6 protein-coding genes are annotated in these 6,029 nt (G+C 65.5%); all 6 read left to right on the top strand.

Annotated elements, in window-relative coordinates; genetic code table 11:
* A partial coding sequence (locus LKX83_RS34755; protein WP_227886618.1) for a WIAG-tail domain occupies positions 1 to 1,352 on the top strand: 1,352 nt, incomplete at its 5' end.
* A gap of 394 nt (positions 1,353 to 1,746) precedes the next feature.
* The gene (locus tag LKX83_RS29995; protein WP_255654988.1) at positions 1,747 to 2,439 is read left to right on the top strand and encodes a glycosyltransferase family 2 protein; all 693 of its coding nucleotides are present in this window, start codon (positions 1,747 to 1,749) and stop codon (positions 2,437 to 2,439) included.
* A complete protein-coding gene (locus LKX83_RS29990) occupies positions 2,436 to 3,548 on the top strand; it encodes a hypothetical protein (RefSeq protein ID WP_227886615.1) in 1,113 nt (370 codons plus the stop codon). Before LKX83_RS29995 ends, LKX83_RS29990 begins: the two co-directional genes overlap by 4 nt.
* Positions 3,545 to 4,282, top strand: a complete 738-nt coding sequence (locus LKX83_RS29985; protein WP_227886613.1) for a glycosyltransferase family 2 protein — start codon at positions 3,545 to 3,547, stop codon at positions 4,280 to 4,282. Before LKX83_RS29990 ends, LKX83_RS29985 begins: the two co-directional genes overlap by 4 nt.
* Positions 4,283 to 4,295: 13 nt before the next feature.
* A complete protein-coding gene (locus LKX83_RS29980; RefSeq protein WP_227886611.1) occupies positions 4,296 to 5,021 on the top strand; it encodes a sugar phosphate nucleotidyltransferase in 726 nt (241 codons plus the stop codon).
* Positions 5,018 to 6,004, top strand: a complete 987-nt coding sequence (locus LKX83_RS29975) for a GT-D fold domain-containing protein (RefSeq protein WP_227886609.1) — start codon at positions 5,018 to 5,020, stop codon at positions 6,002 to 6,004. Before LKX83_RS29980 ends, LKX83_RS29975 begins: the two co-directional genes overlap by 4 nt.
* Positions 6,005 to 6,029: the final 25 nt, after the last annotated feature.

Genomic DNA, 6,029 nt, shown 5'->3' with positions numbered 1-6,029 from the left:
GTAGCGTGACGGAGACGATTCTGGCGGATGGCAGCGTAACGGAAGCGAAGCTGGCTAACGGCAGCGTAACCGGCGTCAAGCTCGCATCCGGTAGCGTGACGGAGACGATTCTGGCGGATGGCAGCGTAACGGAAGCGAAGCTGGCGGAAGGCAGTGTCACGGAAGCGAAGCTGGTCCACGGCAGCGTAACCGGCGACAAGCTCGCATCCGGTAGCGTGACGGAGACGAATCTGGCAGACGATAGCGTGACGTCGGCGAAGCTGGCGGGCGGCAGCGTAACGGAAGCGAAGCTGGCGGAAGGCAGTGTCACGGAAGCAAAGCTGGCGGGCGGCAGCGTAACGGGCGACAAGCTCGCATCCGGCAGCGTGACGGAGACGAATTTGGCGGACGATAGCGTGACGTCGGCGAAGATGACGGATGGCAGCGTGACGGAAGCGAAGCTGGCGGAAGGCAGTGTCACGGAAGCGAAGCTGGCCCACGGCAGCGTAACGGGCGACAAGCTCGCGTCCGGCAGCGTGACGGAGACGAATTTGGCGGACGGCAGCGTGACGGAAGCGAAGCTGGCAAACGGCAGCGTAACGGGCGACAAGCTCGCATCCGGCAGCGTGACGGAGACGAATCTGGCGGACGATAGCGTGACGTCGGCGAAGCTGGCGGGCGGCAGCGTAACGGGCGACAAGCTCGCGTTTGGAGGCGTGACCGAGACGAACCTGGCGGACGAGAGCGTGACGTCTGCGAAGCTGGCGTCAGGCAGCGTTACGCTGGAGAAACTCGCCGTAGGCAGCGTAAGCAGTTCGCATGTATTGCCGGGCTCTATTCTGCGCCATCATCTTGCCGACGATGGCATCTGCGAATCCAAACTGGCGGATGGCAGCGTGTCGGAAGCGAAGCTGGCGGACGGTGGCGTAACCGAGGCGAAGCTGGCGGATGGCAGCGTTACGGCGAGCAAGCTGTCCCCCGACTTGGCCGCGCTTCTCGCCGGAATCGGCGAAGCGGCGGAAGCCGACCAGACCCGGACGAATGCGCCGATCGACAACGCGGCTTCATCGCCCATGGGCCTCCTTCCAGTCGCAGCTTCGCTGCCCGGGGTGGGAATGCGGTTCGGCCACGCGCCCTACCGGTTCGAAGGAAACGAAGAACAGCTCGAGCTAGTGGTGACGTTCAACGAACCGTTCGCAGACGACGAGTATGCGCTCGTAGCCATGTCCGATCATCCTTCCTGCGTCTGCGCTTTGCAGCAAAAAGCGCCGTCTTCGGCGGTGCTGACGGTCGTGCGTACCCGGTTTACGCCCGCACCGCAAGGAGCGATCCAGTGGATTGCCGTGGGCAGGCGCGCGGCAGACCCGCAATAAGCGGAAGCTGACGAAAGACACAATCGCCGGTGCCGGGACCGTTCGCGGCGAGCATGCCGCCGGAAGCAAGAATCCCCATAGACTTGCGCGCAGCCGAAAGTTCGCTTTCGGCTGTTCGGCATGCCTTCCTGCAATTGCCTTGGCGTACAGATGCCGTTGCGCATGGACACGTTGCACATACAATGTCATGTATACCGTTGCCCGATCAGGAGGGGTGGAACGCATGACAATAAGAGCCGGCAACGGGCGCAAACGCAAAACGGCCTCTCGGCCGCCGCGCAGGCTCAAGAAGCCTCGAATCGATCTAGGGACAGCGTCCCCGGCGTCCTTGCCGCTTCCCGATGCCAGCGCGTCTGCGCGGACGTCGCCTCACATTTCAGTCATCGTGCCTGTGATGAACGAGCGACGCACATTGGCGCGCGTCCTGCGGGAGGCTGCTCGCGTGCATCCCCGAACGGAGGTGATCGCGGTCGTTAACGGCTCGACCGACGGCTCGCTCGCGATCGCCCGGCGCAGCGGCGCCCGCGTGCTTGTGTTCGACCAGCCGCTCGGCCACGATGTCGGCCGGTCCATCGGCGCCCGCGAAGCTTCGGGCAGCATCCTGCTGTTCGTCGACGCGGACATGGTGATTCCCGCCGCCGAGCTGCGCGGCTTCACCGACGCAGTCGAGCGCGGCGTCGACGTGGCGCTGAACGACTACTCCGGTCCGACACGTCGCGCTTCCGTGCATAGCGTCGTCCTGGCGAAGCACGCGCTGAATGCGCTCCTCGGCCGGCCCGACCTGGCGGGTGCGTCCATGACCGCGGTACCCCATGCGATGAGCCGACGTGCGCTCGAGACGATCGGCGCGGCCGCGCTGTCTGTTCCTCCGCTGGCGCATACGATGGCGATTCGGGCGGGTCTTGCGGTAAGACGCGCGAAGCGCGTGGACGTCGGGCGGCTGAATCCGCTGCGCGTCCGACGCGAACGCAACAACTCATTGGAGCAACTGATCGTTGGGGATCATGCGGAAGCCATCCATTGGTGGCTCCAGAGCGCGAACGCGCCAGGCGCCGCCGGTGTCCCTCTGCAAGGGAGGGGGAGATGATGGCGATCGGAGCGAAGCGCAGCGGCGGGGCGCGGCGTGCAAGGAAGGCAACCACCGGCATGGCGCTCGGCCGCAGGAGAGCGGCCGGGAGACGAACGGGCGCAGCTCGCCGGGTTGGTTCAAAGGTGAAGCCAGGCCGGCGAGCGGCGGCGACTCGCACGGTTGTTCGGTGGCGTCGGGAAGGGGTCAAGCTCGGCTCGGCCTGGCGCAACGCGCATCCCAGCGGCGCGAAAGAAGGGCTCCGCGACGAGGCGCTGCGGCACTGGAGATCGGTCGCCAGGACGGGAGCGAGCGACGCCCGGCCGACGTCGTGGCCGTACTGGAAAACGGCGGGCTTGGCTTTCGCGAGGGGCGTGCGGGAAGGCGCGGGGATCGCGGTTCCGATCATGCCGATCGCGCTCGGAGGCAAGGCGGCCGCCGTGGTCCATGCGGGAACCGACCCGGGCGCGCTCAGCTCGGCGCTCGCTCAGCTATCCGAGCTGCCGTTGGAGGAAATCGTCGTCGTGCTCGGCGACGCTCAGGAAGAACTGTGGTCCGCGGCCCGCGCATGCGCGAACGCCGTGGTGGCTCATCTGCCGCATGAACTGGAGCCCGGCGTCGGACGGGCTCTGGGCGCGCAGCTGACCGGCGCGGATATCGTCTTGTTCGTCGACGGACACCGGCCGGTCCCGGCGGAAGAGCTCGCCGCGTTTCTCTGGCGCTGCGACGGCGGCCTGGATGCCGCGCTGAACGACTGCGCGGCCGGGGACGATCCCTTCCACCGCCGTGGAGCGGCGAGATGGATGAAGGAATTTCTGAATCTGTCGCTGGGCCGGCCTGACCTGAAGACAAACGCGCTGGATACCCTGCCTTTCGCCCTCTCGCGGAAGGCACTGGATGCGGTTGGGGCCGCGTCCCTCGCCGCTCTGCCGAAGGCACACGCGGCCCTCCTGCTGCGCGGTCTGAAGGTGGGGATCGGCGGCAGGGCGCCGTGGACGGCCCAGCCGGCGGAAGGGGCGGCCGGCGAGTACGCGGAAGCTTGGCGCGAGGCGATCGCGGCGAAGGGACCGCGCCTCCAATTTCAAGACAAGGTACGCAATCGCAGCGTCTTGGGGGGGAGTGGTCTATGACAAGGGCATCTGTCATCATCCCGACCTATAACCGGCTCGACCTGCTGCAAGCTTGCATCGCTTCGATCCGGCGGCATACGAAGGATGTCGACTGCGAGGTGATCGTCGTCGACAACGGCTCCGCCGACGGAACGGCGGACTGGTGCCGGCGCGAGCGGCTGACGCTGGTCTCCCTGCCCCGCAACGAAGGATTTACCAAAGCCTGCAACAAAGGGATGCGGATCGCCGCGGGCGACTCGATCGTGCTGCTCAACAACGATACGATCGTCTCGCGGCGCTGGTTGTCCAATCTGCTCAGGGCGTTATACAGCGAACCTGTGATCGGCATGGTCGGCCCGGTGTGCAACTATGTGAGCGGCAAGCAACAGGTGCATTATCCGTATGCCGATATGGATGAATTCGAGCGGATCGCGGCCCATGTCAACGTCTCCGCGCCGGAGAAGTGGAAGCGGGTCGAGCGCATCGTAGGCCTGTGCCTCGTTTTTCGCCGGGAACTGATGGAGACGATCGGATTGCTCGACGAGCGCTTTTCTCCCGGACATTACGAAGACGACGACTACTGCCTGCGAGCGAGGCTTCACGGCTACGGGCTGCTCATCTGCCCCGACGCGCTTATCCACCACGAAGGAAGCGCCACGTTCCGGAGCGATCCGGAGGCGCAGCAAAAGCTCGTCGAGCGGAACTATCAATTGTTTGTGGACAAATGGCACGTCGATCCGCATGCGTTTTTATGAGGAGGGTACAGTTTTGAAGGCAGTCATACTGGCAGGCGGCACCGGAACGAGGCTCAAGCCGCTGACGTTTTGGACCAACAAGCATTTGCTGCCGGTCGGCGCTTACCCGATGATCTGCTACGGCGTCACCCGATTGCGCGAAGCCGGCATTCGGGAGATCGTCATCGTGACGGGTCGGGACGCCATTGGCGGATTCTCGGACGTCCTGGGGAGCGGGCGCGATTGGGGGGTATCGATCGTCTATCGCGTGCAAGAGGAGGCGGGAGGGATCGCTCAAGCCCTGGAGCTCGCGAGGCCGGTGATCGGCCCCGGGGAGAAGATCGCCGTGCTGCTCGGCGACAATTTGTTCGAAAAACCGCTCACCCCCTACATCCAGGCGTTCGAGCGGCAGCGCGAAGGGGCGATGGTGCTCCTCTACCCAGTGGACGATCCGCGCCGCTATGGGGTGCCCCGATTCGGCGAGGACGGCTCGCGGATCGTCCGAATCGAAGAAAAGCCGGAGCATCCGCCGTCAAATTTCAGTGTCACGGGCTTGTATTTTTACCACCCCGACGTCTTCGACATCATCGAGCGGGTAAAGCCGTCGGAGCGCGGTGAAATGGAGATTACCGACGTGAACAACGCCTATGCCGCGGTGCAGCGGCTCGAACACCTGACGGTCTCGGGCTGGTGGACGGACGCCGGTACGTTCGAATCGCTGGAGGAAGCGGGCCGGAGGTTAAAGGGGACTTTGCCGTGAAGTCCCGCGGCGGTACAAGCGCCGTCCGCCGACGGTCGGGCAAACGCCGTACAGGGAAGCGGAGAGCGGGCCGCCGGCTCCGGCGCAATCGCAGCTATGGGGCTGGCCGGGTACCCACCCTCCATCGGCGCCATCCACCCCCCGAACCGGAGGCGGGATACGCGGAGGGCTACCGCGAAGGCCGATACGACGGCGGGGAAAAGCTGCTCGAGGAGCGACTGCCGCCGGACGCGATCGTTCCGGGCGTGTCGCTCGAGGAAGTGATCGATGCGGGGGTTCGGGCCGTGCTTTCGCGCCGTATCCCGCTGCGGACGCCCGAAACGGCGTACGAGGAGATCGAACGGGCGCTGACCGGGCGGACGCCGTATTCGCTCGTCCGGCTCGGCGACGGCGAACTGCTCACGCTTTCGCAGGATACCGTCATTCCGGCGCAGGCGGTCCATCGGGAAGGGCCGTTTTTGCCGAACGCCGGGCTGGATGTGCCCGATCCGGCGGCCCGTGACGAGCTGGCGGCCGTGCTGTCCCGGGCTTCGCTCATCGGCGTTCCGCTGTCCCGGAGGCCGCATTTCCAGCCGCTCCTGTTCGCGGTCGCGGCGTCGATCGGCTTGGCGCTCGAGCGTTTGCCCTTGACGTCATCCCTCGTCAATTACTCGCTATACGAGCAAGGTTACCTCATGCGGCTGCTCGCGAATCGACGCGTCCTCGTCATCGGCAACGAAGCGGTCGCGCTGGCGCAGGCGCTGTCGGCCGCGGGGATCGAAGTGACCGGCGCGGTTCAGCCCGTCGACGGAATAGGCGACGTCGGCCGAATCGTCGAAGAAGGAATGCGTCATGCGTTCGATTTGGCCTTGGTGTCCGCCGGCATCGCAGCCGTTCCGATTTGCGTGCATCTCGCCGAAAGAACCGGCAGGGTGGCGCTGGATTTCGGTCACGCGGGCAATGCCATGAGCGGTGTTCCCGCGCGGGCAAAACCCGCTCGGTAACCGAAGCGACGGGTTAAACGGAAAA

Origin of the sequence: Cohnella baijiui (genome assembly GCF_020731285.1) — a bacterium.
Taxonomy (GTDB): Bacteria; Bacillota; Bacilli; order Paenibacillales; family Paenibacillaceae; genus Cohnella.
Note: the sequence above shows the minus strand (reverse complement) of the source record. Positions and strands in the feature narration are given on the sequence as shown.

Excerpts from the sequence above, each read along its gene's own strand:
- LKX83_RS29995 (WP_255654988.1), top strand. The coding sequence starts at position 1,747 with ATGAACGAGCGACGCACATTGGCGCGCGTCCTGCGGGAGGCTGCTCGC.
- LKX83_RS29990 (WP_227886615.1), top strand. The coding sequence starts at position 2,436 with ATGATGGCGATCGGAGCGAAGCGCAGCGGCGGGGCGCGGCGTGCAAGG.
- LKX83_RS29985 (WP_227886613.1), top strand. The coding sequence starts at position 3,545 with ATGACAAGGGCATCTGTCATCATCCCGACCTATAACCGGCTCGACCTG.